The organism is Nostoc sp. NMS8, assembly GCF_017115045.1.
In the GTDB taxonomy this organism is placed as follows: domain Bacteria; phylum Cyanobacteriota; class Cyanobacteriia; order Cyanobacteriales; family Nostocaceae; genus Nostoc.
In genome coordinates this window covers 57,436-82,312 of the sequence record NZ_JABXKK010000100.1, presented here as the reverse complement: position 1 = coordinate 82,312, position 24,877 = coordinate 57,436, and the positions used below count along the sequence as shown (strand labels likewise).

The window sequence follows — 24,877 nt, the reverse complement described above, 5'->3', positions numbered from 1 at the left end:
ATTTTTATTTAAAGTATGAGCAAATCACAAACTTGGTATATTGTCAAGCGCTCTGGTGGAAACTGTGAAATTATCCCCAGTGACCAAGTTGCAGACGATAACCCAGAAATTATAGAACAATGGGGGCCTTTTAATTCGCAAGAAGAAGCGATCGCTCGGCGTGTCGGACTTATTAGGGCAGGAAAATGTCAACCAGTTTAAGTTAGCAGTTAGGAGTTAGAAGTTAACAATGATGGTTTTTATTCCTAACTCCTTACTATTCATTCCTAACTTTATTTTTCTGCGGTAGGTGTACCCTTAACAGCAATTTTTTTACCTATAACTTCCACCGCTTTAGCGAATTGAGGGTCTGCTAGGGTAGCGAGTTTGTCGCGTCCATGCAGCCACAAATCTTCCATTTGCTTTTTGGTCAAATCCACCTTCACATCTGGCTCAATGCCTTTATGATTGATGTCTGTACCATTGGGGGTATAGTAATGAGCAATTGTTACCGCCAATCCTGAACCATCTTCTAGAGGACGTACTGATTGCACCAATCCCTTACCAAAGGTTTGAGTACCTACCAAAGTCGCGCGCTTATTATCTTTCAAAGCCCCTGAGAGGATTTCACTGGCACTAGCTGAACCTTTATCTACCAGTACTACCAAAGGTTTATTTGTTAAGGCTCGTCCGTTTGCCTCTTCTTTTTCTGCCTCTCCTTGGCGTTCAACAGTGGAGACAATCTTACCTTTATCTATCCACATCCGGGCAATATCCACACTGGAGAAAAGTAAGCCACCTGGATTACCACGCAAATCTAGAATATATCCAGCTACTTTTTTGCTTTCTAAATTTTTGATAGCGGTTTGCATTTCTTTACCAGCATTGGCACTGAACTGGTTCAAGCGGATGTAACCAAGATTCCCCGCTGGGGTTTGCTTTTGGGAAAACTTAACTGGATGGATTTCAATTCGCGCCCGTTTGATGTCAAATTGTTTTGTCTGACTGTCGCGCTGAATAATCAGGCTGACTTGCGTCCCTGCTTCACCCCTAATCAAAGATACTGCCTGATTAGTATCCATCCCCTTAGTATCTTTGCCGTCAATTTTGAGGATGATATCTTTTGCCAAAACACCAGCTTTAAAGGCTGGTGTATCTTCGATTGGCGCAATTACAACCAACTGCTTGGTTTTTTCGTCCTGACTAATGGTGATCCCAATCCCTGTCAATTCTCCAGAGGTATCAACCTGCATATTCTTGAATTCCTCTGGGTCCATAAATCGGGTGTAGGGGTCTTCCAGCTTTTTCAGCATTTCCCGAATGGACTTATACGCCTCCTGTGGATTACTGTAAGACTTGCTCAAGTATTCCTTACGAACAGCCTGCCAATCAACCTGATTAAAAGTACCGTCTACATATTGGCGTTGAACAATTTGCCAAACTTCATCTACTAATTCTTTAGGACTTGCTTTAAATAAAGCCTGACCTCGCGAATGAATGCCAAGGCTAGTAACAGCGATCGTGGAGAGTGTCACTGCCGTAGCACCCAAAACAAGTCTACTTTTTGTAATCACCATAATGACAGCTGCATCAGAGGGAAAATTTATAGTCAGTATGCTCAATCTAACACAGGCTACCACTGTACAGACGGAGTATGTATTCCTAATTTACACAAAATACTTGACAATCTGGCAAATTGGGGGATTGGGGGTTGAAAAGAGGCAGAGGGGCAGAGTGCGGGGGGCGGAGGGGAAAATTCTTCTCCCTGCTCTCTGCTCCCTTGCTTCTCCCCTGCTCCCTTTAAGGTTCTACCCAGCGTTCATCTGCCTTAATAAGGTTAATTAATTCCTCTACACCTTTATCTTCTGGGACTTTTTTAATTTCTTCTCGACCACGATACAAAGAAATGTAACCGGGTGTTTTGCCGACATAACCATAGTCGGCATCGGCCATTTCTCCCGGGCCATTGACAATGCAACCCATAACTGCAATGTCTAACCCAGTTAGGTGTTTAGTGGCTTCCCGAACTTTGTGCAGCACTTCTTCTAGGTTAAACAAAGTGCGTCCACAGGAGGGACAAGCGACATATTCCACCATCGTTTTTCGCAATCCCAAAGCTTGGAGAATGCTGTAGCAGACGGGGATTTCTTTTTCTGGTGCTTCTGTAAGTGACACGCGAATTGTATCGCCAATGCCATCAGCAAGTAAGGTAGCAATACCAGCCGTGGATTTAATTCGCCCGTATTCGCCATCACCGGCTTCGGTAACGCCTAAATGTAGCGGATAATCCATACCCAGTTCATCCATACGCTTGGCGATGAGGCGATAGGCGGCGACCATCACCGGGACTCGTGAGGCTTTCATAGAAATTACCAAGTTGTGGAAATCCAAAGATTCACAGATGCGGATGAATTCTATGGCAGATTCCACCATTCCTTCGGGAGTGTCACCGTAAGTAAATAGCATTCTCTCTGCGAGGGAACCGTGATTTACCCCAATTCGCATCGATTTTCCTTGATCGCGCAAAGAAACTACTAGAGGTTCTAAGGTTTCCCGGATTTTATCGCCAATTTCGTCAAATTCGCTTTTAGTATATTCAGTTCGATTGATGTTTGGCTTTTCAAACACATACAAACCTGGATTAATCCGTACTTTCTCTATGTGCTTGGCGACTTCCACGGCGATTTTTAGCCCATTGTGATGGACATCAGCCACAATTGGCACGTCTTGGTAAGTTTTAATTAATTTTTGTTTAATTTCCCCTAAAGCTTTAGCATGAGCCATACTTGGCACTGTAACGCGGACAATTTCGCAGCCTATTTCGTGCAGACGACGAATACCAGCCACGGAACCATCAATATCAAGAGTGTCTTCGTTAATCATTGACTGCACTACAACGGGGTAGCCGCCGCCAATGGTGACATTTCCCACCTTTACAGGACGGGTTTTACGCCGTTTGATAGTTGTATCAAAGGTGGCTTGAGGTGATGTGATGCTTGAAGTGTTTACTGTGGGCAGAGTTTGCATAACCTGATTAGGTAAATTTGCTGTAGCTCAAATATCAGATTTAATAAATCTCTGTTTCCCAGATTGCCACAGCTAGCGCTTTTTTGGACGATTACTATAGAAAAAAATGGAGAAAATAACAATCTTCTTAGCCTTTAGGGAACCCTAGTAAATGAAAAATCTATTCAAAAAGAACGAACATGGGATTTATCGAAGCAATTTTTAGTGCTGGAGCTATTGTCATGAAGGCAATCCGCACTGTCAATCAAATAACCAAAACTGTCCATCAAGCAACCAAAAACCATATTAATAGCATTGTTGATGAGCGTTTCCAGGAAAGAGTTAAAGAAAATCAGACTGCGCCGAGTCCAACTCCTGTTACTGTAAATATTCAAATTGACATCAAGAATATTGACCTTCAGGAAACGGAACTTGAGAAAAAGCGGGCGCGTGATGGACTGCTAAAGCGAACTGAGCTAGAGAAACTCCAAGAATTAAAAAAACAACGTGAGGATAAGTTTGAGCAGTGGCAAAAGGCTAAAACTGAGGAAGTCGTAGCCGAACAAGTAAAAAATCCTGATAGATATGAAACATCATTCTTGAACAATGATAAAGCTCACATACTTCAGTTTCACATGGGGCAAGTTGTTCTTGAAAAGCAATGCGGGTGTGGCAGACCAATGTTTTTACAACATAAAAATCGACCTGACGGCAGTTTATTGATGTTAAATGACTTTTTCTGGTCATGTATTGGCTATTACAATCATGCAAATACTCAATGTAGAGGTACACAGAATTTTTCTACGCAGGATATTGGTTTAATGCACAAAGCAAATGTCTATGAACTTAAGTTATCAAATGCCGAACTAAGTCAGAGTTTTACACCTAAAAATATCCAAATTACAGTGGTTGATCGTGTTAGACAGTATTTGAAGGTAGAAAACAGCGATGTACTATGCCCCATACATCATGTGCCTATGGTCTTACGTGAAAAACGCAATCACTCAGATGTTGTTATAGATATGTTTTACCTGCAATGTCCGCATTTTGGATGTCAACAGCTTGTTAAATTGAAGTCAGCCGCACAAATTGCTGCATTTTTGCACAGTAAAGAAGGAAGGGGAATATTGTAGTAAAAACTTTGTAAAGTATTATATTTAACTTAGTCAAGCCTAGTAATTATCAACATAAGTGCAGAATTATATGAACACCCAAATAACACCCCAAATACTAATTCCCTCACACTTTAACCCTGAAGAAGTGGGCAAAGTCTGGCGCGTACCTTACCAAGAACGTGCCGCCGAAGCTGAAATCTGGGCACAACAACACGATATAAAACCTGCATCTTTAGATAAAACTCATATTTGCTTACTGTTAATTGATGTCCAAAACACCTTCTGCATCCCTGGATTTGAATTATTTGTAGGTGGAAAATCCGGGAATGCGGCGGTGGATGATAACGTCAGATTATGTGAGTTTATCTATCGAAACTTGGGAGTAATTACGAAAATTGTACCAACTCTAGATACTCACACAGCAACGCAAATATTCCATCCAATCTTTTGGGTGAACGCTGCCGGAGAACATCCCACTCCAGCAGCGACTAGCATCACACCAGCAGATATTCAACAAGGTATCTGGAAAGTTAACCCAGCAGTTGCTAACAGTGTTACTAATGGGGATTATGAATTATTAGAAAAACACGCTTATCATTACCTTAAAAAACTTAATCAAGATGGGAAATATCCCCTCACTGTTTGGCCTTATCATTCTATGTTGGGTGGTATTGGTCATGCTTTAGTTCCATCGGTAGAAGAAGCGATATTTTTTCACGGGATTGCTCGTCAGAGTCAGACGCAATTTGAAATCAAAGGTGAGAATCCCTTAACAGAAAATTATTCTATTTTGCGTCCAGAGGTGTTGGAAGATTTTGAACAACGTCCACTTGCTCAAAAGAACACGCGCCTAATTAAACAACTTTTAGAATATGATGCAGTAATTATTGGTGGTCAAGCTAAAAGTCACTGCGTCGCCTGGACAATAGACGATTTATTAACAGAAATTAAACAGGTAGATGCTGCCCTTGCTCAAAAAATCTATCTGCTAGAAGATAGTACTTCTCCTGTTGTTGTCCCTGGTGTTGTGGACTACACAGAACAAGCAGATGCAGCATTTACAAGGTTTGCAGATGCAGGAATGCACATCGTAAAATCTAGCGAAAATATAGCATTTTTTTAACGCAAAGGATCGCGAAGGTTTCGCAGAGGAACACAGAGATTTCCTTTGCGTCCCTCTGCGTTTAAAAACAAACCTATTTCTTCAAATAACCCTTGGGATCTTCTGCTACCCAACCCAGAGATGAGCTAGAACGCACTTCAAAATGGAGATGCGGTTGAGTGGATGTTGGTTTTCCACTAGTGCCTACTGTTCCTAGTAAGTCTCCTTTTTTCACTTGCTGACCGACAGTAACTTTGATGCTGTCAAGCTGGGCGTAGCGGCTTTGGAGTCCGCCACTGTGGTTAATAATGACCAACTTGCCATAAGAACCTTGATCGCTGGCAAAGGCTACGGTTCCAAGTGCGATCGCTTGCACATTTGTACCAACTGGTGCTAATAAGTCAATACCACTATGGAAGAAAACTTCACCTGTCGCAGGATTAATTTGCCAGCCGTAAGCTAATCCCACTGTCGTCACTTGTGCTAAGGGATATCCAGATAGCGATGCTCGATTTGGTGTACCTGCATCACTGGGTAAAGGGGATTTAGTTACAACACCATTGGGCGACCAGTTTACCCCCGGAACAAATACGATTCTGGGGTCTGGTTGGCAGCCATTCACCTCAAAAAGGCTATCAGCACGAACTTTGTATTGTGCCGCTACTTGTCGCCAAGTTTCACCGCGAGGGACTTCGACTACAATCCCATTGTAGGGAGGAATTTGAAGCACACTCCCAACGGCTGCAATCCCACCATTCTGCAAAGCTGGATTCATGCCGATAATAGTTGTAGGAATGAGATTGTAGCGCTGCGCTATGCTCTCCAAAGTTTCGCCACGAACAACTTTATGGCGTTGGAAGCGAGATAAGGCTGGAATTGGGCAACCACCTACAGCAGCGTTAGCACTGTTCGAGTATGGCAGTATGCTTACTAGGCCCAAGGCGCTAACTAAGCTACAGAGAAACAGTTGACGAAAGAGTAAAGTCATGTATAAAGGTCAATAGCGCATTAACTTTAGATTTTAGATGGGAAGAGTGGGGATTGGGGATTGGGGACTAGGGACTAGGAGATCGGAAGTGGGAACTAAGAAATAGGGACTAAACCTCGTCTAACTTGAGAACTGTAGTTTTTACCAAAGTTTTGCGATTGCTTCCTACCCTGCGGGAACGCTAAGAACGAATGTCGCAATAACACAACAGAATAATTCAAAACTCTAGGTTTCAACATGCACGAGGTTTAGAAAAGAGTTTTCTAATATTCAATACCCAATCCCCAATCCCCAATCCCCAGTCCCCAGTTCCCAATGCCCAATTTCCCGTAAATTGATCTGTCCACTTGCCGTTAGCTTGACTACACTTAGAAATTAGCAACTGCATTGCTGTCCTTGAGTAAAAAAATTATGAAGTTATCCTTAAAGCAACTGGCGGTTTATGTATTTTTACTAGTGATTGGCGGTGGTGCAGGCTTGTTTGGCAGTCACTATCTCCTGCCACAGAACCGATCGTTCCAACAGTTAAAAAATGTAACGATGTCTTCGCCTCCAGAATCCGTAGTTCCGAATTCTCCAAATGGAGCAACTAGTGCTACTGGGGGCGATAATGTGAATTTTATTGCGACGGCAGTGCAAAAAGTTGGCCCGGCTGTGGTGCGAATTAATGCCACTCGCAAAGTAGCTAATCCTATCTCTGACGCGTTGAAAAATCCCCTCTTACGACGATTTTTTGGAGAAGATGATCAACCAATTCCTCAAGAACGCATTGAGCGCGGTACGGGATCGGGATTTATTTTGAGTGAAGATGGCGAATTACTCACTAACGCTCATGTGGTGGCAGATACCGATACAGTACAAGTAACTCTTAAGGATGGTCGGAGTTTAGAGGGAAAGGTGGTCGGAGTTGATTCTGTGACAGATGTGGCAGTGGTAAAAATTAAAGCGAATAATTTGCCAACGGTAAAACTGGGCAATTCGCAAAACTTGATACCGGGACAATGGGCGATCGCTATTGGCAATCCTCTAGGTTTGGATAATACTGTCACTATGGGCATTATCAGCGCTACCGATCGCACCAGCACTCAAGTTGGTGTCCCAGATAAGCGAGTTAGCTTTATCCAAACTGATGCTGCGATTAACCCTGGTAATTCTGGTGGCCCCTTGTTAAACGCTCAAGGTGAAGTCATTGGTATTAACACTGCTATCCGCGCTGATGCTCAAGGACTCGGTTTCGCTATCCCTATTGAAACCGCCGCCCGCGTTGCCAATGAACTTTTTACCAAAGGGCATGTGGAACATCCCTTTTTGGGTATTGAAATGGCAGACCTTTCTCCTATCAGAAGACAGCAGATCAATCAAGACAATCAACTGAACATTCAGCAGGATGCGGGGATTGTCATTAAAGGCGTAACAGACGATTCTCCAGCCAAGCGTGGAGCATTGCTTCCTGGAGACGTGATTCAAAAAGTTAACGGTAGACCAGTCAAAACCTCAGCCCAAGTTCAGAGGCTAGTAGAGTCCAGCAAAGTTGGGGACATAATAGCGCTCGAAGTCAACCGCAGCAGTAAAATTCAAACCTTCAAAGTAAAATTAGGAGCTTATCCTGAAAGGAAATAATCAATAGTCAATAGTCCCAGAATGTTTGACTATTGACTATTAATTATTGACCATTAGACAAATGCTCTAACTGCATTCTTTGTTCCATCTGGCGCAGAAAATACCCTGTCATCATTGCCGACGCTAGAAGTCCAGCTAAGTTCTCCCGATCTGTCGTGATTTGCACGTTAAAATTTTCTGCCGGGAGCATTCCCACTAGCCCTTGAACATTTTGCGAGATGATTTGTTTAATTTCGGGGCTGGCAGACTGAGCAACCCTAGCTAAAACATCAGGAGACTGATGCTGTAGATATTTGAGTAACTGATTGGGGTATTCCTCAGAGTGGTCGGAAAGAAGTTGATTAGGGTGTTCCTCGGAGTTGTCATTCAAAAAGTCAGGATTAAACACCATTGGCAGTTTTATTTAGCTTAATTGCTAACTCTACTCTAAACCATAGTACAAGAGTAGCGCATTCACCACGGGTATAAGTCAAGAGGAATGGGGAATTGGGCATTGAAAAGATGCAGAGGGGCAGGGTGCGGGGGGCGGAGGGGAAAATTCTTCTCCCTGTTCCCTTGCTTCTTCCCCACTCAGCACTCCTGAAGGGCATTGGGCATTGCTATTCTCCTCATCAAGATGCTGGAAAAAATAACCGCAGGTAGCTAGACAAGATGGCTTCGCCGCTAAACAGAGTAATCACAGATCCTAAAGCCAGAAAAGGGCCAAAAGGCATCTTTTGTCCTAACCTTTGTCGCGATCGCATCATAGCACCGCTACCAATTAACGCTCCCAGCGCGCAGGCAATAAAACTAGCCAAGAGCAAATATTTCCAGCCTAACCAGGCTCCCATCATGGCTGCTAACTTGGCGTCACCTGCCCCCATTGCAGTTTTACCAAAAGCAATTGAACCCAATAAGGCGATCGCTTCAAATAACCATAAGCCCAATACTGCACCAACTATTGCCATCATCAGGTGATTTACCAATGCCACGGAACTAGCCTCCGGTAAAAAACCAACCACCATTTGAAACAAAATCCCCATAACCAAACCCGACTTAATAAGTGGATTGGGTAGAGTCATTGTATCTAGGTCGATAAGCGATAGCGCCAATAACCAACTACAAAAAGCCCAATAGCCTATTGTTAAAATCGAAACTTGAAATACTAAAAAAATCAGTAAAAAAATTATGCCCGTTACCCCTTCTACCACGGGATAACGGACAGAAATTTTGCTTTTGCAATATCGACACCGCCCTTTTAAGGAAATCCAGCCGAATACTGGTACATTGTCGTAAGCTTTTAGCTGGTTTAAGCATTTAGGACAACGAGAAGGTGGCCAAAGAATTGACAACCCAGCAGGTAGCCGATAAACAATAACATTGAGAAAACTACCAATAGATGCACCTAAAGCAAAGATCATTACACTCGCCGGAATGGCGAACAAAATGTCCATACAGTCATTTGTCCTTTGTCATTTGTCCTGTGTCATTTGTCGTTTATCTTTCGTCCTTTGTCCAGAACTAATGATTAATGACTAATGACTAATGACCAATGCCCAATGACTAATACATGTGCGATTCAATTTGACTCAAGGGCACAAAACATTCTTGAGGTAATAGAACTGGTTGGTTAGTAAAAATAACCTTACCTCGATGAGTCATGCGATTAATTGCTACACCGGAAGGTTGCCCAGCTATTTCGGGATGTACTTCACAGTGAGTGTAGTAAATCTGCCCAGCGGCTCTGATTACGGCGGGATCAATCAAAGGTGACTGGTTCTTTGGGGCGGTAAAAGTTGCTTGTCCTTGTCGTAATGCGTACACTATCGACTGTTATTTGATTGCTAGATTTCCCTCTAGTCTACCCGAAACTTTTAGCAAAGGTTGCCAAATTGCCCAGGTTGCACTTTAAAATTCGCAATTCGTAATTCGTAATTCCCTAACGAAGCGGGATTTAGCCATAAAACCTGAGTTTAGGAAACCTCTATAGACGTTTTACGTTGAGGAAATCGCAGTCTTGGCAAAAGTGAAAAACTTTTGCCAAGACTGCCTGGCATTCATCTTCAACCAACAACTTTAAGGTTGGTCGAGTACTTTGATCAAGGCATCGCCCATAGCGCGGCAACCTAAAAGATTTTTTCCTGGGGAAATTATATCCCCTGTGCGATCGCCTTGTTCTAAAACTTGCAATACGGCTTGTTCGATGCTATCTGCTGCTTTTGGTTGGTCTAAACCGTAGCGTAACATCATCGCCGCACTCAACACTTGTGCTAGAGGATTTGCCTTATCCAGTCCGGCAATATCTGGGGCGGAACCATGAACTGGTTCAAATACACCAGGCCCAGAAGCGCCTAAACTAGCTGACGGTAACATCCCAATACTACCTGTGAGCATAGCAGCAGCATCAGAAAGAATATCGCCAAACAAATTACCTGTGACGATGGTATCGAACTGCTTGGGAGCGCGTACCAACTGCATGGCAGCATTATCTACATATAAATGAGAGAGTTCGATATCTGGATATTCCTGAGAAAGTTGAGTGATGCGATCGCGCCACAACTGAGATACTTCTAATACGTTTGCCTTATCCACCGAACAAAGTTTTCCGCCGCGTTTTTTAGCTGCCTCAAAAGCCACCCGTCCAATGCGTTCAATTTCCGATTCGGTGTAAACCATTGTATTTACACCGCGTTTTTCACCAGTTTCCGTAGCAAAAATTCCTTTAGGTTTACCAAAGTAAATCCCACCAGTGAGTTCACGCACCACCATAATATCTACGCCTTCGACAATTTCGCGTTTCAAAGTCGAGGCATCGATTAGCTGAGGCAAAATTTTCGCTGGGCGTAAATTGGCAAATAATCCCAAACCTGCACGTAGTCCTAACAAACCTGCTTCTGGGCGTAAATTAGATGGCAGGGAATCCCACTTATAACCACCAATGGCGGCGAGTAACACAGCATCACTATTACGGCAAGTTTCTAGAGTGGCAGATGGTAGGGGTTCTCCCGTGGCATCAATTGCTGCACCACCAATGAGGGCTTCTTGGAATTCAAACTGAATATCAAATTGCTTCCCTACGACTTTCAGCACATCTACCGCCACTGCCATAATTTCAGGGCCAATGCCATCGCCGGGAAGTAGAGTAATGCGGTAGTTATGTGTCATAGCTGGTTATTACTAGGTAAATGCTTGCAGATTAAATATCATACCGAGCAAGATGTACCGATGGAGTTTTTAATTTATAGCAGTTCTCGCTTGGATGCAACATACAGTCAATTTAAGCCGTGGCGATTAGAAATCGCGGCTACACAGGCAAAGTCCGCCTCCGCAGACTAAGGTAAAATTAGGGCTAAACCTACGGAGGTAGGTTTTGTTTATGTAGATGCAGTTGCTACACCCCTAAGAGTGTTCTATATTCTATGCAATTGAGAACCGCTTTACTTAATTAGTTATTGACATCCGAGAATTAAAAACCAGGTTTCTAATCTCAACAGAGATTCAGAAACCTGGTTTTTTAACAATTCTGAATTCTGATTTAATACTCAATTCCCGGTTGTGCTTTCACACCTTGATCGCGGAAAGGGTGCTTAACTAGAGTCATTTCAGTTACTAGGTCAGCACGTTCAATTAAAGCCGATGGTGCGCCTCTACCTGTGAGAATAACGTGTTTGTTAGCTGGTTTTTGCGCCAAACCGGCTAAAACGTCTTCTACTGGTAAGTAAGCCATTTTGAGGGCGATATTGATTTCGTCTAACAATACCAGATGAAAGTCTGGGTTGCGGATGTATTCTAATGATTTTTCCCAGGCGGCGCTAGCTTTGTCAAGATCGCGATCGCGGTCTTGAGTTTCCCAGGTAAAGCCTTCGCCCATTGCGTGAAATTCTATCTGGTCTTCCCAATAGCTGAAAACCCTTTTCTCAGAAGGTTCCCAGCTACCTTTTATGAATTGAATGATCGCTACTTTATACCCATGACCTAGCGATCGTAACACCATCCCTAAAGCCGCAGTGGTTTTACCTTTGCCGTTACCAGTATTTACAATAATTAACCCTTTTTCTGGTACGGCTTCTGCTATACGCTTGTCTTGAACTTCTTTGCGTCGCTGCATCTTTTTGCGGTACTGTTCATCAGTCAGAGACGAAGACATTACCTCATCAATCAAGCGCCCAATTTCTGGGTCTGAGTTCAATTCTTGCGGTGTATCGTTTTTCATCAAGCTTGTCTAGAAATAACTGTTAAAAGTGTTGAAAATGAACCAAAATTGTCTTACTTATCCAGTTTCACCTAAATTAATTGATTGGAAATGTCCAGTAAGTCTTCATGTGAAATATTCATAGTGTGTTAGCTTTATTAATGATTTGCAGACAAGTAGAAATATATATGATACACAAACTGAACTTATAATTTGAGTTTACTATTACTATTTTAAATAATTTAATATGTTCATTAAAGTAGTTTACCAGTAAAAAATTATCATTATCACATTTGGTATAGTCATGAATTAGACTACCAACCAAGGACTTTGGTTTAAGTGTCAGGGGACTGATGTCTAATATTGGAAATTGTGCATTGATCATAAATACAAGGGTTTAAGACCCCTACTATATGTAACATCAGTTACCCTACGGGAAGCAAGCTACAGTCAGGGTTAAATCCCCGTCTGAAATGTCTTTAATTTTGAATTATTAAGGATGTTGTTGTTTCCATTTTTCCCATAACGGCTGCGTATCCTCTGGTTGACCGTCATAGTTGAGTAATTGGTCTGAAATGATTACCCATGACTGGGCACTGCCTGTCCAAATGTTACCCACTGGGTGTAACCAACTTGTATCATCTAAGGTTCCAGCTTTGACATTGATAGTATCTGGTTTGTAAGTCCGTTCATGGAACAATCGCGTTCCGCAGTCGCCACAAAACAGGTTATTTACTTCACGTCCGCTATCATTTTTCCGAGTCCAAGTTTTGGGTTTTCCCTGAACAATTACAACAGCATCTCGTAGTACTGTAAGAGACATTCCAAAAGCACTAGATGATTGTTTTTGACATTCCTTGCAGTGACATAGGTAAAGTGTTAATGGTTGGGCATGAATTTCATAACGAATCTGTCCGCATTGACAACCTCCAGTATATGGAAAAGTCACAGATTATTATCTCCTGATAATTTGTGTTGCCTGATTATAACTAAAACTATCTCTGTCTTAAAGTGGGTTTTACTAGACACAAACAGAAGACACGTGGACACGATTCTCTGTGCGCCCCTAAATCTCCTTTATTCTTCATCTTCATCCGATTCATCATCCTCACTCCAATACTGTTGAGGTGCATTTCCATGAACATCTAAAATTTTGGCTTTTTTAATTTTATTATCAGGTGGATTAATTACTTCTAACTGCACATCAAATTTCCAGTTGTCACCAAAATCATAAAGATAGGTCATTTTACCACCTGGCTCTAGCGATAAATCACCAATTTGCACTTGGTCTGCAAATGGCGGTGTTTCCATGTAGGCATGACCGATTTTTATGATGCGACCGAAATGGTCTTTATAACTAAACTCGTATAGGTGATCGTAATCAAAATCAAAAGCATCAAGAATTGTCTCTGCTAACCAGCTTAATGGTTTATTTGCTGGTATCGCAATGCGTCGCCAAGCTTTAAAAAGGGACACTTTAAAAATATAAATACCATCCGTGAAGCCTTGCATAGGAACAAGTAAATTATGCTCCCATTCTGGAAAAAATGGTTGTAAATGTGACTGTAATTTTCCAAAATTCACATTTACACCATCTTGTAATTCTCCTCGTATTCCCAATGGAAAAAGTAATTGTAACAGAGCATCACCAAAGGGTAAGCGTTGTAAACTAGTAATGCGCCATCCCTTACCTTCTTGTGGTTTACCATGTTTGATAGATAACAATCCAAATAACTCTAACAGGGCAACATTATGCAGACTAGGATAATAACTAATATTGTTTTGAGCTTCATATTTAGGAAACTTTAAACCTTTATCTGGGACGCGGGGCCAAAGCTGCATACATCTAAATAAATTCCCTAATGAATCTTGATGTTCACCCAAAATTTCGTTATTTCCCCAAATCAACCAAGCTTCTAATAAGTTGAAATAACGTTCTGTTAAGTTCAGGCTTAACCATGATTGTAAAGTTGCTGCATCTAAAACTAAAACCTGCTTCTTCCCTTGGGATCTAATTTGGGCTATTCCAGAACTGCGTAATAACAGATATAGTCCATTAATGTAGGGGTATGATTTCTGTACGGGGCGTTTAAGTTTAGTTTCAATTCGGTGACTTAACCGAGAATTAACTTCTGATAGTACTTTTAGCGGTAGAAGGTTATTAACACTACTAACTTCCACTCCGTTTGGTTGCAAGAAATCTATCAGAGTTTGAAAGTCATGCAGAATCGTACCGGGTTGATTTTCATCAATACTGAGTTCTTGTAGTAGTTGTTGTTGTGACTCTGCAAGGGTTGGCAGTTCAGGATTAAGTGTGCGTTCTAGTCGCGCAAATAGATCTTCCATAAATAAAAATTCTTAATTATCAATTCACAATTTAACCTTCGTATAACCTTGTTTTCTTTATACTATGACTTCAGCAGTTAGCCTCAAAAAGATTGACTTGCCAAGTGTCATAGCAGGACTATCAACACCGTAAGTTTCATGAAATGTGAATGATAATATTTTCACCTTTTACTTGACAATCCCAGGTATTTAATATGAATAGTAACACTCGCCTACAGATGATTTTAGCTGATACACGTATTAATACAGTATTACCTGCGATCGCTCAACTAAATCTACCGAACTGGTGGTTAGCCGGTGGTGCAGTCCGAAACACCGTTTGGTCGTCAATTTTTGACAATGATTGTGGGTTAGGTATTAAAGATTTTGATATTGCATTCTTTGATATAGAAGGAAATCGTTCCCAGGAACAAGTAGCAAAGACAACCCTCACAGAAAAATTTCCTCATGACGAGTTTGATGTTAAAAATCAAGCCAGTTTTGCTCGTTGGCGGCTTGGCAGCAGACCTTACAATAATACAGAAGATGCGATCGCAGATTGGCTGCATACTGCTACTGCTGTGGGAGTTCGACTAGATGCACAAGGCCAATGGCAATTTTTCACACCCTACGGCTTGGATGACCTATTTGGTGGCATTATTCGACCGACACCAATGCATACTCATAATATAGACGCCCACAATAAGGCCTCTGGTTTTTTACAAAAGTGTCCTTATCTGCGGTTGGCGTAAAAATTACAGTCAGATTTTAGCCACTACTTTCCGTTACAAGGGAACAATTGCTTTTTAATGTACAACCCTTTAGTACGGAATCCCAATGTTAATAATTTTCTCCTGCTGGGAATAATTAAACTAGAACCCCTTTCACGACAGAACGGGGGTGACGCTAATTTTATAACTTTATAGTCAAAAATCAATGCCAAATCGTACTGGATATCAAATCAACTCGACTCTCCACGAAGGAATTCAAACAATTATTTATCAAACACAAAGGTCAAAGACGCAACAGCGAGTTATCCTCAAGCTGCTTAAAAATGAATATCCAACTCTTGAAGCCTTTACTCGGATTAAAAACGAGTACCAAATTCAGCAAGGTTTAGACCATCCTAATATAGTTAAAGCTATCAGTCTAGAAACCTTTGAAAATCGTGTAGGACTGTTATTAGAAGACTTCGGAGGTCAGTCTTTAACTCAACTGCTACAAATAGAAAAACTCGATTTAATTAACCATTTAAAAATTGCCATTCAACTGACTAAAGCCTTAGATTATTTGCACAAACAGCAGATTATTCATAAAGATATTAAACCTAGTAACATCATCATTAACTCTCAGACTGGTATTGTTAAACTCACTGACTTTGGTATCGCCTCCCGCCTCAATAAAGAAAATCCCCAATTTAATAACCCTAACTGCGTTGAAGGCACACTTGCCTATATGTCTCCTGAACAAACTGGGAGAATGAATCGCATTCTTGATTATCGCACTGACTTTTATTCTCTTGGTGTGACTTTATATGAAATGCTCACTGATAAAACACCATTTTTCAGCCAAGACCCCTTAGAAATAGTTTATAGTCATATTGCTGTTCAAGCTATAAACCCGCAGTCATTAAATTCACAAATTCCTACCGCCGTCTCTGAAATTGTGATGAAGCTGATGGCAAAAAATGCGGAAGACAGATATCAAAGTGCCACAGGATTATTAGCAGATTTAGAATTATGTCTCAACCAATTAGAAACTAAGGGAATCATTACTGATTTTGTTCCAGGTCGTTTAGATGTCTTGAGCCAGTTATTAATTCCTCAAAAATTGTATGGTCGTGAAGAACAAGTTAATAAACTGTTAGCTGCGTTTGATCGCGTTGCTAACCCTCCTGAATCCGAGGGACTAAGAGGGGTAGAAATGATGCTAGTTTCTGGTTATTCTGGTATTGGCAAATCAGTTTTAGTCAATGAAGTTAATAAACCCATTACCCGCAGACAAGGCTACTTTATTTCTGGTAAATTTGACCAATTAAAGCGGAATATACCTTATACTTCTTTAATTCAAGCTTTTGCTTACTTAATGCGGTATTTGCTGACAGAAAATAATGAACAAATAGAAATATGGCGTCATAAAATCTTGTCAGCTTTAGGAACAAATGGAAAAGTCATTACTGATGTAATTCCAGAAGTAGAATTAATCATTGGTACACAGCCGGAAGTAGCTCAAATTGGGGCAACAGAATCACAAAACCGCTTCAATCATGTTTTTAAAGAACTTATCCAAGTTTTTACTCAAAAAGAACACCCCTTAGTTATCTTTTTAGATGATTTACAATGGGCAGATTCAGCTACTTTAAATTTAATTCAACTACTCATAACTGATACCGACAGCAAATATTTTTTATTTATTGGGGCATATAGAGATAATGAAGTTAATCCGGCACATCCTTTAATCCAAAAAATAGAAGAAATTAAGAACAGCGGCACGGTTATTAATAATCTTGTATTGCAACCTTTAAATTTAGATAATGTAATTCAGCTAGTTGCCGAAACTATCCAAGAAACAGAGGTTAACCAGAATGAACAAATTGGAATATTTAACAAAGAAATTATTAAATTAGCTGAGTTAATTCTTAACAAAACAGGTGGCAATCCATTTTTTATAACACAACTAATTCAAGTACTTCATCAAGAGAAACTGTTAACATTTGACTTTCCTAATGCTAAATGGCAATGGAGTCTAGAAGATATTCAAGCAATTGGTATTACTGATAAAAATGTAGTTGAGTTAGTTGCCAGTAGAGTTGAAAAACTACCAAACTTCACCCAAGAGGTTTTAAAGCTAGCAGCTTGTGTGGGTGACAGATTTAGTTTAGATATTTTATCGATAGTTAATGAAAAATCGCCTTCTTTGACAGCAAATGATTTGCACTCAGCTTTGCAAGCGGGATTAATTCTGCCTTTAAGTGAAGCTTATCGTATTCCTTTGGTTTTTAATCAAGAAGAAGCGGTTAATTTGAATTTCGATACTTCACGAGTAGGTTACAAGTTCCTGCATGACAGAGTACAACAAGCAGCATATTCGTTAATTCCAGAAGAACTGAAGAAATCTACTCATCTGAGAATTGGACAATTACTTCTCCAAAATATACCCAAAGAAGAAATAGAAGCTAATGTTTTTGATATCGTCAATCAGTTGAATGTAGGTATTGTTAACCTGATAGAGCAATCTGAAAAAACTGAATTAGCACGATTAAATTTAATTGCTGGACGAAAAGCTAAAGCTTCTACAGCTTATGAAGCGGCTCTTAAATACTTCACAAATGGGATAGAACTTTTAAGTATAGAGGCTTGGCAAAATGAATATACCTTAACCATCAGTTTATATGAAGGAGCCGCAGAGGCAGCCTATCTAGGCGGTGATTTTGAGCAGATGCAAAAATGGGCCGAGGTGGTGCAGCAAGAAGCCAAAATTCTTCTAGATAAAGTGAAAGTATATGAAGTACAGATTATTGCTTCTATAATTCAAAGCAAGCAACTAGAAGCCATTCAGATAGCAGTATTGATTCTGCAATTATTAGGAATAAGTTTTCCAGAGGAGCCGACATCAACTGATATTCAGCAGGGGATGGATGAAATCGCTACCTCTTTGAGAGGTAAAGCCATTGCAGATTTAATTAACTTACCATTAATGACCGATCCTAACAAGATTGCAGCCATGAGAATCTTAATGGGAGTTCTCCCTGCGGCTTTTCAAACTGCACCTGCAATGATGCCAATTATTGTTTGTAAAATGGTCAATTTGTCCTTAAAGTATGGCAATACCGCTGTATCTGCCTATGGTTACAGTCTTTATGGATTACTTCTTTGTGGAGTTCAAGGAGAAATTAATTCTGGCTATGAATTTGGGAAGTTAGCTTCTAGTTTAGTATCACAATTTAATGCCGAAGAACTCAAGGCTAAGATTCTGACGGTTGTTAGTGCCCATGTTATGCATTGGAAAGAGCATGTTAGAGAGACATTAACATCATCAATGTCAGGGTATTCTAGCGGTCTGGAAACTGGAGATTTAGAATATGCTGGCTATTGTGGTTACATTTATCCCTATCATTCATTTTGGCTGGGTAAGGAACTTTGGGTTCTCGAAAAAGAACTGATAGCTTATTGTGATTCTCTGAAAAAAATTAAGCAGCAAGTAGCTTTCACTTGGAACTCAGTGTATTTACAAACAGTTCTGAACTTGAAAGGAAGTTTTGAAAATGTAGACTGTTTAATTGGAGAAGCCTACGACGAGCAAAGGATGCTACCGGTTCATCAGCAAGTAAATGATCTTTACACAATTAACCATTTATTTGTGAATAAGCTAATGCTCTCTTACATATTTGGAGAGTATTTTAAAGCTGTAGAAAATGCTGCGATCGCAGAAAAATCTTTAGGTGGTGTTACAGGCTTGTTTGTTGTTCCACTGTTCTACTTTTACGATTCTCTAGCCCACTTGGCAATATATCATACTGCTAAAGAGTCTGACAAGCAAGCTATTCTAGAAAAAGTCCGAGCTAATCAGCAAAAGATGGAACTCTGGGCTACTCATGCTCCCACAAATCACTTACACAGATTTTATCTCGTGGAGGCAGAAAGGTATCACATTTTGGATCAAAAACTTGAGGCGATGGACTACTATGAACACTCGATTGCCAAATCTCAAGAAAACGGTTTCCTCCAAGAAGAAGCTTTAGCCTATGAGTTAGCTGGAAAATTTTATCAGTCTTTAGGTAAAGAATTGATTCATCAAGCTTACATAACTAAATCTTATTATGCCTATATTCGCTGGGGTGCGATCGCTAAAGTTAAATACTTAGAATCCAAGTATGCTTTTCTAGTAGGACAAACTATTACGGTAGAAAACACTACTTCAACAATAGATACAATTCATCTTACCGCTAACACTACTACCAATAGCAGCCTGAGCGATTTTCTAGATTTTAATGCATTCATCAAGTTTTCACAAGCGATTACCAATGAAATTGTTTTAGAAAATTTATTGGGCAAGCTGATCAAAATTTTACTAGAAAATGCTGCTGCCCAAAAAGCAGTACTGCTCTTAGTTAAAGATAATCACTTATATATCGAAGCTTCTGGAAATGCTACTGATGACGTGGTGACAGTTTTACGCTCTATTCCTGTTAGAACCTATCAGGATTTACCGCTCTCTGTGATTAATTATGTTTCTCGAACTCAGCAATACATTGTATTAAATGATGCGACAGTTGCCGAACCATTTAACTTTGATATATACATTCAGAAATCTCAAACAAAATCAATCTTTTGTTTGCCCATTATGTATCAATCACAGCTTACTGGGATTATTTATTTAGAAAATCAGTTATCATCAGGAGCTTTTGTTTTAGAAAGAGTAGAGGTATTAAAAGTCTTAGTTTCGCAAATGGCCATTGCCATAGAAAATGCTAGCTTGTACACAAGGGCACAAGATAAATCTAAGGAATTAGAACAATCTATAAAAGATTTACAAGAGGCGCAACTACAACTTATCCAAAGTGAAAAAATGTCTTCTCTAGGAAATTTAGTTGCAGGTGTAGCACACGAAATCAACAATCCCATTGGTTTTATTACAGGTAGTATCACTCAAGCCAAAGATGTTGTTAAAGATTTAATAGATTATCTGCAACTATATCGAGAAAAATTTCCCAATCCTGGCATTGAAATTGAAGAAAAAGCTGAAGAAATAGATATAGATTTCTTGCTAAAAGATTTACCAAAAATGATTGATGGTATGACGGTAGGGACACAGCGTATTCGTAATATTAGTACCTCTCTCCGTACTTTTTCCCGCGCTGATACTACCTCGAAAGTATTAGCTAATATTCACGAAGGTATCGATAGTACTTTGTTGATTTTACAGCATCGTCTAAAAGCGGATCACAATCATCCTGCTATTACAATCATTAAACATTATACAGATATTCCATTAGTAAAATGCTATTTGGGACAATTAAACCAGGTTTTTATGAATATCCTTGCGAATGCAATTGATGCTTTAGAAGAAGCAAATATCGGCCGTAACTTTTTAGAGATTCAAGAAACATATCCTAACATTATTACTATTGAAACTAATGTGGCGATAGATAATAAAAATGTAGTAATTAAGATTCAGGATAATGCCAAAGGAATGACTGAAAAAGTTAAAGAATGCATTTTTGAGAATTTATTTACTACCAAATGTGTAGGAAAGGGGACGGGATTAGGATTATCTATTAGTCGGCAAATTATAGTTGAAAATCATGGTGGAGATTTGATTTGTGAATCAGTCTTGGGACAAGGAACACAATTTATAATTTATATTCCCATTTTGGGAGAATGAATAAATTTTGATAGTTTTAGCCGCAGATTCTCGACTTTTCAAAGGAGTTGAGGAGCTTATCATAAATATTTTAGAATTGCTATAGTAATTCTATTTAGGACTTGCTGAAAATTAGTAAACTAAAATTCATTTTACTATTACTAAAACTATGTAAGTGCTAACTTTATTACTTAATCAAATCAACACAAACTTAGTTGCAATTAACACCTCTAACTTAGTAATTAACTGTTATAACTAATTGTATACATCAAATCTTGTACATACTAGCTTTTTAATTTACTAGAAAATATATTTTCTAGCGAATATAAAATATCATTGCTAGCAAAATATCCAAGCATTTTAGCCAGCTTTTATTGGCTGAAGTTATTAGCCAAAACTAAAGTTTTGGCTACAGTACAAGATGCGAAAGATATAAATAATTAAGGGAGTAATCTTGTGGAAAAAAGAAGAGGAAATGGGCGGATAGTTGCAAATGCTATCTCGTTTCTGTTAAATCGAATAACTGTGGTTGTGATTGCAGTTGCTCTTGTGCTGTTTATTGGAGGTAGATTTGAAATAGCAAGTGCAAGTCAACCTGACGCAGAATTAGAAATTCAAAAATTAACATCCTGTTACGCTCTGGGAACTGATGCTATTGGTAGAGGAAATCTTCAAGAAGGCAAGAATATTTATCGGAATTGTTTTACTCAAGATGCAGTTCTCACCGCCATTTTCCCTGATGGGGCAACTCAAACAAATTATGGGACAGATTCTTGGGCAGATTTTGTCTATTCAGTATTCCAAGGAAATGGTTATACAGCTACTCAACACTTGATGGGTACAATAAACATTTCAATTGAAAATAATAAAGCAACGATGACCTCTTATCTCCATGCTACTCACAAACGTTCGGAAACTAGCATTGATGTCGCTAATGGCACTTATGAAGATAAAGTCGTCAAAACAAATGGGATCTGGAAAATTCGTAATCGTACCCTTAAACTCATTGATTTCTTGAATCTCAGTTCGCCAACTACTGCTTCTTCAAGCACTAATGCTCGAAGCACTAATTCCTCAGCTACCTTTGTAAGACCAAATATACCTCGTTTAAAAGAATAATTCTTCAGATGAGAATGGTATTAATACAGGTTGGATAGTATTATTTACCTTCCTAATAACCTAGAAAAGGAGTGAATATTTACAATTCACCCCTTTTTTTCACTTGATTGAAACATACTGCAAGATAAAATCCAGTTTGATATTCAATAATTTGCAGCTTTAGCAAACTTTTGCAGTCAGCCTTTATTCTGTTTGATGTATGAATAGAGAAGTTCGCGATCGCTGCGAGGATTTATAATTAAGCAGGGGCTATTACCGTAATTTCCATTACTTACAAGCACAACAGTAACGCCTATTCGGGGACAAACACCTAAACAACTGGTGCTAACTACCCGAAAATCACCCCATAATCCCTCAAATTTTAAACGCGATTTCAACCAATTTTCTAAGTCTTCGGAAGCCGTTGAGCCTGACTGCTCGTTTGTACATTGCGAACACACAAGCACCAAACCAGACTCCCATCGGGGAGAAACACTGGGAATAGAAGTCTCTAATGAGCGAGGGCGAGAATCTATTAAGGGCGATGGTTGCTGAGAATTGAATGCAAACCTTCTGAGGATACGTTGAAGTAATATTTTAATACGCCGGAGCAATTTTTTCATGGACGACCCTACCTGTTTCTCTCAGTGAGAGAATAATATAAGTTTCCCGTTTAGTCTGTTCTACTAGATCAAAGCATTTATCAAGAGCGAGAATTTATTGCAGGTCGGTTTAAAAGATACAATCAAAAAACGTAAGTAATTGGGTAAGCTACCGCTATTTTGTGATATAAACCATCCAAGGCTAAAATACTGTAGAAGAAATCAGCCTGCGATCGCTTGCACTAATTGAGTGAAAACTACCAAATTCAGAAGCACAATGACAAAAGTTACACTCTACATTGCAGCTAGTTTGGATGGCTACATTGCTCGCACCGATGGCGGAAGTGATTGGCTATCAATTCTTGATACAGAAGGTGAAGACTTCGGTTACACTGCTTTCTACGAATCACTTGATGCGATCGTTTTAGGTAGCAAGACGTATGAAGTAGGGCTTGGTTTTGAACAATGGCCTTATCCAGAAAAAAAATCCTTCGTTTTCACCCAGCGCCATCTCCAATCTGAGCGTGAGGACGTTGTGTTTGTTTCTGAACCAGTAAAACAGGCGTTAGCAAGTATAGAGACTGAAGGTTTTAAAAATATCTGGCTAGTTGGTGGCGGAAAATTAATCAATTCCTTTCTTCAGCACAGCTTGATTGACGAATATATTATTTCAACTATTCCAACTATCTTAGGTGGCGGTATACAACTTTTCCCACCGCCTACCCCGGAAGAAAAATTGGAACTGATTAACTCAAAACAATATACTAGTGGTTTAGTCCAGGCACATTACAGGCGACAAATCAAAAATTAAAATAATTCGTAATTATTAATGATAATATCTAGGACTTACGCATTACGTTAGCAAGTCTTCTCCCTTCGCTCTTAGCGTCTCGTAGAGAAGGGGAGACGCTAAGAGCGAAGAGCGTCATTACGAATTAGCTAAAGAAGTTTCTGAACGGCGTTGCTAAATTCTTCGTAAGGAGAAACCCCTACTATCGTTTCTGCTAAGATACCATCTTTGAAAATTAAAACTGCTGGAATACTGCGAAGACCGAATTTTTTGAAAATTGGCTTGTTACTGTCAACATCCACCTTAACGACTTTAGCGCGACCTTTGTATTCTTCGGCAAGTTGATTCATTAACGGACTGACTAAGCGACAGGGGCCACACCAAGTAGCAGTAAAATCAACAACAACAATTTTTTCTTCACTTCCGTTTAAAACAACATCAAATTCGCTTTCTTCAACGTAACTAACGATGTCAGTATCAGTAGACATTTTTTAATTCCTTAGTATCAAACTAAAATCTCAGCAAAAAGCTAACTATATAAACTATACTCCCTTCTGAGTGTCAGATTCACCAGTTACTTACATTGGGAAATCCTCGCAGATGAGTAGCGTATATTTAATAACGTACAATTTTTGTAGGTAGAGTGCGTTATGCGATCGCACCCTACCAACCGAATCTAAAAACCTATGCCTTCAAGGCGTATAAGCCTCAATAGTCATCCTGTCGATCAAACAGTTCTAACAAACCAATTGTACCGACAAAAAAAGTATAAATAGCATATTTTATTGGTATTTTTTGTCTTGAAGGTGCATAAAAAGCTGCTATAATACCTTCGATAAAATGGCTGATCGTGGCAAAACGCTCAATCCAAAAAATTGGATTCAGACTGCTTGGTACATTAGTATTAGTGATTACTGCATAAATATTCCACGATTCCAATCCAATTGCGCTTGTTATAAGCACTGTAGATATAATTTTTACAAAGGTATAAATCTTTTTCTTGATAAACTTTAAGTCCATACTGTTCACAAAAATAATGTTTATAGCGTTTCCTAATCATACAAGGTACATCATAGTCCCCTCTACGAAACCAGCGGCATTGGGTGTGAGGTTCTTCTAACTCACCAAGAACAGCTATATTTAAAAAATGACAAAAGTGTGGAATAATACATAGGTGAAAAATTTCACTGCACTCCATACATTGATCGTAAAACTAAAGCTATGATTGCTCAACATTACAACTCAACCCATGTTGAAAATAATTTGATTAAACAAATCAAAATTAAAGAAAATCAGCTAAAAATTGCACAAGAATCTGATATGATCCATGTGGCAGAAGAATTACAGGGCCAATTATTAAAGCTACAATCTCAATTATCAGAGCCGCAAGATCAAAACGTTGAAATTCAAGCGTTGATGGGTTTGCTAGACGATTAAAGTTGTAACTTTGTGTTGCAAATTTTCTTGAAGACACAAAACCTCTGTAACCCCGAAACAGAACATAGTGATACTGAGGCTTGGGAGTGTAGTTTATGTACTATATCTCAAGAATTAATATTAAAAAAAATAGCGATTTCAAGAGTCATAAAAGGATGATGATTCTTACTTAGGAACGTGGATTAAATAAGATGCAAAACTTCATCTTGTCTCTAGCTTTCCTCTCAAATATATCGGCTACAGTGTACACACAAATCAGAACCAGTTTTACACCACGCTTG

23 protein-coding genes are annotated in these 24,877 nt (G+C 39.6%); 10 read left to right on the top strand and 13 right to left on the bottom strand.

What is annotated here, in order from left to right; all coding sequences use genetic code 11:
* Positions 1-15: 15 nt before the first annotated feature.
* A complete protein-coding gene (locus HWQ39_RS25370; RefSeq protein WP_292851312.1) occupies positions 16-201 on the top strand; it encodes a DDE transposase family protein in 186 nt (61 codons plus the stop codon).
* A gap of 71 nt (positions 202-272) precedes the next feature.
* Here the strand turns inward: HWQ39_RS25370 and ctpC are convergent, their stop codons facing one another.
* Positions 273-1,556, bottom strand: coding sequence for a carboxyl-terminal processing protease CtpC (gene ctpC / locus HWQ39_RS25365; protein WP_292851310.1), 1,284 nt, complete (start codon positions 1,554-1,556; stop codon positions 273-275).
* A 223-nt stretch (positions 1,557-1,779) separates the two neighbouring features.
* On the bottom strand, positions 1,780-3,006 hold the full coding sequence (ispG, locus tag HWQ39_RS25360; protein WP_292851307.1) for a (E)-4-hydroxy-3-methylbut-2-enyl-diphosphate synthase: 1,227 nt from the start codon (positions 3,004-3,006) through the stop codon (positions 1,780-1,782).
* Between the two features lie 179 nt (positions 3,007-3,185).
* On the opposite strand from ispG, the gene HWQ39_RS25355 reads away from it, so the two are divergent.
* Positions 3,186-4,118, top strand: a complete 933-nt coding sequence (locus tag HWQ39_RS25355) for a hypothetical protein (protein ID WP_292851304.1) — start codon at positions 3,186-3,188, stop codon at positions 4,116-4,118.
* Positions 4,119-4,188: 70 nt separating this feature from the next.
* The gene (locus HWQ39_RS25350; RefSeq protein WP_292851301.1) at positions 4,189-5,223 is read left to right on the top strand and encodes an isochorismatase; all 1,035 of its coding nucleotides are present in this window, start codon (positions 4,189-4,191) and stop codon (positions 5,221-5,223) included.
* 73 nt (positions 5,224-5,296) lie between these two features.
* Here HWQ39_RS25350 and HWQ39_RS25345 read toward each other — a convergent pair whose 3' ends face one another.
* Positions 5,297-6,190: a M23 family metallopeptidase gene (locus HWQ39_RS25345; RefSeq protein ID WP_292851299.1), complete on the bottom strand. Its 894-nt coding sequence runs from the start codon at positions 6,188-6,190 to the stop codon at positions 5,297-5,299.
* A gap of 411 nt (positions 6,191-6,601) precedes the next feature.
* Here HWQ39_RS25345 and HWQ39_RS25340 point away from each other — a divergent pair, with 411 nt between their 5' ends.
* Entirely contained in the window at positions 6,602-7,810 is a 1,209-nt protein-coding gene (locus HWQ39_RS25340) for an HhoA/HhoB/HtrA family serine endopeptidase (RefSeq protein WP_292851297.1), read from the top strand.
* A 43-nt stretch (positions 7,811-7,853) separates the two neighbouring features.
* Here HWQ39_RS25340 and HWQ39_RS25335 read toward each other — a convergent pair whose 3' ends face one another.
* From HWQ39_RS25335 to leuB, 4 genes are all read right to left on the bottom strand, one after another.
* Positions 7,854-8,201: a DUF760 domain-containing protein gene (locus tag HWQ39_RS25335; protein WP_094347414.1), complete on the bottom strand. Its 348-nt coding sequence runs from the start codon at positions 8,199-8,201 to the stop codon at positions 7,854-7,856.
* Between the two features lie 220 nt (positions 8,202-8,421).
* A complete protein-coding gene (locus tag HWQ39_RS25330; protein ID WP_292851295.1) occupies positions 8,422-9,243 on the bottom strand; it encodes an A24 family peptidase in 822 nt (273 codons plus the stop codon).
* Between the two features lie 109 nt (positions 9,244-9,352).
* Positions 9,353-9,613 carry a hypothetical protein gene (locus tag HWQ39_RS25325; RefSeq protein WP_179065938.1) on the bottom strand — a complete coding sequence of 87 codons (261 nt, stop codon included), beginning with the start codon at positions 9,611-9,613 and terminating at the stop codon, positions 9,353-9,355.
* Between the two features lie 252 nt (positions 9,614-9,865).
* Complete coding sequence (gene leuB, locus HWQ39_RS25320; protein WP_179065939.1) at positions 9,866-10,954, bottom strand: 3-isopropylmalate dehydrogenase; 1,089 nt, start codon at positions 10,952-10,954, stop codon at positions 9,866-9,868.
* Here leuB and HWQ39_RS25315 point away from each other — a divergent pair.
* Positions 10,946-11,125, top strand: a complete 180-nt coding sequence (locus tag HWQ39_RS25315; protein ID WP_292851255.1) for a hypothetical protein — start codon at positions 10,946-10,948, stop codon at positions 11,123-11,125. The two genes, leuB and HWQ39_RS25315, sit on opposite strands and share 9 nt — an antisense overlap.
* Before the next feature lie 199 nt (positions 11,126-11,324).
* On the opposite strand, the gene cobO is transcribed toward HWQ39_RS25315, so the two are convergent.
* The 3 genes from cobO to HWQ39_RS25300 form a co-directional block, all read right to left on the bottom strand.
* Positions 11,325-12,002, bottom strand: a complete 678-nt coding sequence (gene cobO, locus HWQ39_RS25310) for a cob(I)yrinic acid a,c-diamide adenosyltransferase (RefSeq protein ID WP_292851252.1) — start codon at positions 12,000-12,002, stop codon at positions 11,325-11,327.
* 472 nt (positions 12,003-12,474) lie between these two features.
* A complete protein-coding gene (locus HWQ39_RS25305; protein ID WP_292851249.1) occupies positions 12,475-12,930 on the bottom strand; it encodes a GFA family protein in 456 nt (151 codons plus the stop codon).
* A 128-nt stretch (positions 12,931-13,058) separates the two neighbouring features.
* The gene (locus HWQ39_RS25300; protein ID WP_292851246.1) at positions 13,059-14,327 is read right to left on the bottom strand and encodes a plasmid pRiA4b ORF-3 family protein; all 1,269 of its coding nucleotides are present in this window, start codon (positions 14,325-14,327) and stop codon (positions 13,059-13,061) included.
* 194 nt (positions 14,328-14,521) lie between these two features.
* Here HWQ39_RS25300 and HWQ39_RS25295 point away from each other — a divergent pair, with 194 nt between their 5' ends.
* From HWQ39_RS25295 to HWQ39_RS25285, 3 genes are all read left to right on the top strand, one after another.
* Positions 14,522-15,058 carry a nucleotidyltransferase family protein gene (locus tag HWQ39_RS25295; protein WP_292851244.1) on the top strand — a complete coding sequence of 179 codons (537 nt, stop codon included), beginning with the start codon at positions 14,522-14,524 and terminating at the stop codon, positions 15,056-15,058.
* 184 nt (positions 15,059-15,242) lie between these two features.
* Positions 15,243-20,690 (top strand): ATP-binding sensor histidine kinase, encoded by a 5,448-nt coding sequence (locus tag HWQ39_RS25290; RefSeq protein ID WP_292851241.1) that lies wholly within the window; start codon positions 15,243-15,245, stop codon positions 20,688-20,690.
* A 435-nt stretch (positions 20,691-21,125) separates the two neighbouring features.
* Positions 21,126-21,788, top strand: coding sequence for a nuclear transport factor 2 family protein (locus HWQ39_RS25285; protein WP_292851238.1), 663 nt, complete (start codon positions 21,126-21,128; stop codon positions 21,786-21,788).
* A gap of 176 nt (positions 21,789-21,964) precedes the next feature.
* On the opposite strand, the gene HWQ39_RS25280 is transcribed toward HWQ39_RS25285, so the two are convergent.
* The gene (locus tag HWQ39_RS25280; protein ID WP_292851235.1) at positions 21,965-22,390 is read right to left on the bottom strand and encodes a (2Fe-2S) ferredoxin domain-containing protein; all 426 of its coding nucleotides are present in this window, start codon (positions 22,388-22,390) and stop codon (positions 21,965-21,967) included.
* 256 nt (positions 22,391-22,646) lie between these two features.
* On the opposite strand from HWQ39_RS25280, the gene HWQ39_RS25275 reads away from it, so the two are divergent.
* Positions 22,647-23,180 carry a dihydrofolate reductase family protein gene (locus HWQ39_RS25275; protein ID WP_292851233.1) on the top strand — a complete coding sequence of 178 codons (534 nt, stop codon included), beginning with the start codon at positions 22,647-22,649 and terminating at the stop codon, positions 23,178-23,180.
* 128 nt (positions 23,181-23,308) lie between these two features.
* Here the strand turns inward: HWQ39_RS25275 and trxA are convergent, their stop codons facing one another.
* Both trxA and HWQ39_RS25265 read right to left on the bottom strand, forming a co-directional pair.
* Positions 23,309-23,647, bottom strand: a complete 339-nt coding sequence (trxA, locus tag HWQ39_RS25270) for a thioredoxin (protein ID WP_292851230.1) — start codon at positions 23,645-23,647, stop codon at positions 23,309-23,311.
* 220 nt (positions 23,648-23,867) lie between these two features.
* On the bottom strand, positions 23,868-24,179 hold the full coding sequence (locus HWQ39_RS25265) for a hypothetical protein (RefSeq protein ID WP_179065585.1): 312 nt from the start codon (positions 24,177-24,179) through the stop codon (positions 23,868-23,870).
* Between the two features lie 201 nt (positions 24,180-24,380).
* On the opposite strand from HWQ39_RS25265, the gene HWQ39_RS25260 reads away from it, so the two are divergent.
* The gene (locus HWQ39_RS25260) at positions 24,381-24,596 is read left to right on the top strand and encodes a hypothetical protein (protein ID WP_292851227.1); all 216 of its coding nucleotides are present in this window, start codon (positions 24,381-24,383) and stop codon (positions 24,594-24,596) included.
* The last annotated feature ends 281 nt before the right edge of the window (positions 24,597-24,877 follow it).

Coding starts and splice junctions, on each gene's coding strand:
- HWQ39_RS25335 (WP_094347414.1), bottom strand. CDS start 8,201: ATGGTGTTTAATCCTGACTTTTTGAATGACAACTCCGAGGAACACCCT.
- HWQ39_RS25265 (WP_179065585.1), bottom strand. CDS start 24,179: ATGGACTTAAAGTTTATCAAGAAAAAGATTTATACCTTTGTAAAAATT.
- HWQ39_RS25315 (WP_292851255.1), top strand. CDS start 10,946: ATGTGTCATAGCTGGTTATTACTAGGTAAATGCTTGCAGATTAAATAT.
- HWQ39_RS25350 (WP_292851301.1), top strand. CDS start 4,189: ATGAACACCCAAATAACACCCCAAATACTAATTCCCTCACACTTTAAC.
- ispG (WP_292851307.1), bottom strand. CDS start 3,006: ATGCAAACTCTGCCCACAGTAAACACTTCAAGCATCACATCACCTCAA.
- HWQ39_RS25330 (WP_292851295.1), bottom strand. CDS start 9,243: ATGGACATTTTGTTCGCCATTCCGGCGAGTGTAATGATCTTTGCTTTA.
- HWQ39_RS25340 (WP_292851297.1), top strand. CDS start 6,602: ATGAAGTTATCCTTAAAGCAACTGGCGGTTTATGTATTTTTACTAGTG.
- HWQ39_RS25275 (WP_292851233.1), top strand. CDS start 22,647: ATGACAAAAGTTACACTCTACATTGCAGCTAGTTTGGATGGCTACATT.
- HWQ39_RS25345 (WP_292851299.1), bottom strand. CDS start 6,190: ATGACTTTACTCTTTCGTCAACTGTTTCTCTGTAGCTTAGTTAGCGCC.
- ctpC (WP_292851310.1), bottom strand. CDS start 1,556: ATGGTGATTACAAAAAGTAGACTTGTTTTGGGTGCTACGGCAGTGACA.
- HWQ39_RS25295 (WP_292851244.1), top strand. CDS start 14,522: ATGAATAGTAACACTCGCCTACAGATGATTTTAGCTGATACACGTATT.
- trxA (WP_292851230.1), bottom strand. CDS start 23,647: ATGTCTACTGATACTGACATCGTTAGTTACGTTGAAGAAAGCGAATTT.
- cobO (WP_292851252.1), bottom strand. CDS start 12,002: ATGAAAAACGATACACCGCAAGAATTGAACTCAGACCCAGAAATTGGG.
- HWQ39_RS25300 (WP_292851246.1), bottom strand. CDS start 14,327: ATGGAAGATCTATTTGCGCGACTAGAACGCACACTTAATCCTGAACTG.
- HWQ39_RS25355 (WP_292851304.1), top strand. CDS start 3,186: ATGGGATTTATCGAAGCAATTTTTAGTGCTGGAGCTATTGTCATGAAG.
- HWQ39_RS25290 (WP_292851241.1), top strand. CDS start 15,243: ATGCCAAATCGTACTGGATATCAAATCAACTCGACTCTCCACGAAGGA.
- HWQ39_RS25370 (WP_292851312.1), top strand. CDS start 16: ATGAGCAAATCACAAACTTGGTATATTGTCAAGCGCTCTGGTGGAAAC.
- HWQ39_RS25280 (WP_292851235.1), bottom strand. CDS start 22,390: ATGAAAAAATTGCTCCGGCGTATTAAAATATTACTTCAACGTATCCTC.
- HWQ39_RS25260 (WP_292851227.1), top strand. CDS start 24,381: ATGATTGCTCAACATTACAACTCAACCCATGTTGAAAATAATTTGATT.
- leuB (WP_179065939.1), bottom strand. CDS start 10,954: ATGACACATAACTACCGCATTACTCTACTTCCCGGCGATGGCATTGGC.